This window comes from Streptomyces sp. ACA25, from assembly GCF_028200735.1.
In the GTDB taxonomy this organism is placed as follows: Bacteria; Actinomycetota; Actinomycetes; order Streptomycetales; family Streptomycetaceae; genus Streptomyces.
On record NZ_JAQKPV010000068.1, the window covers coordinates 1 to 1,017 of the forward strand.

Annotated in this window: 1 protein-coding gene; it reads left to right on the forward strand. The window is 66.5% G+C overall.

Annotated elements, in window-relative coordinates; genetic code table 11:
• Window positions 1–18 precede the first annotated feature (18 nt).
• Window positions 19–1,017 (forward strand): acyltransferase domain-containing protein (locus PJ985_RS23185; protein ID WP_443033583.1); only part of this gene is annotated, 999 nt, incomplete at its 3' end.

The following is a 1,017-nucleotide window of genomic DNA, read 5'->3' on the forward strand; positions in this document are numbered from 1 at the left end:
CGGGGTGGGGTGGTGTGGGTGTTTCCGGGTCAGGGTTCGCAGTGGGTGGGGATGGCTGTGGGGTTGTTGGATGAGGAGCCGGTGTTTGCGGCGCGGTTGGCGGAGTGTGAGGTGGCGTTGGGGCGGTTTGTTGATTTTTCGGTGGTGGATGTGTTGCGGGGGGATGGTGGTGGGTTGGAGCGGGTGGAGGTGGTGCAGCCGGTGTTGTGGGCGGTGATGGTGTCGTTGGCGGAGTTGTGGCGGTCGGTGGGGGTGGTGCCGGGTGCGGTGGTGGGTCATTCGCAGGGGGAGATTGCGGCGGCGGTGGTGTCGGGGGTGTTGTCTTTGGAGGATGGTGCGGCGGTGGTGGCGTTGCGGTCGCGGGCGATTGCTGAGGAGTTGGCGGGTGTGGGGGGGATGGTGTCGTTGGGGGTGTCGTGTGAGGTGGCGGAGGGGTTGATTGCTGGGTGTGAGGGGTTGTCGGTGGCGGCGGTGAATGGGCCGGGGTCGACGGTGGTGTCGGGTGAGGTGGGTGCGGTGGAGGAGTTGGTGGTGCGGTGTGAGGGGTCGGGGGTGCGGGTGCGGCGGGTGCCGGTGGATTATGCGTCGCATTCGGTGCAGGTGGAGGGGTTGCGGGAGCGGTTGTTGGGTGATTTGGGTGGGGTGTGTCCGGGGGTGTCGTCGGTGCCGTTTTATTCGTCGGTGACGGGTGGGCGGGTTGATGGTGGGGGGTTGGGTGCGGGGTATTGGTTTGAGAATTTGCGGAGTACGGTGCGGTTTGAGGAGGTTACGCGTGCGTTGGTGGAGGATGGGCGCACGATTTTTCTGGAGGTCAGTCCGCATCCGGTGTTGACGGTGGGGTTGTCGGAGACGGTGGAGGCGGTGGGTGTTCCGGCTGCGGTGTTGTCGACGTTGCGGCGTGGTGAGGGTGGCCGGGAGCGTTGGCTGACGGCGTTGGCCGAGGCGCATGTTCATGGGGTCGGCGTCGACTGGACCGCTGTCCTTCCCGAAGGCCGCCCGGTCGACCTGCCCACCTAC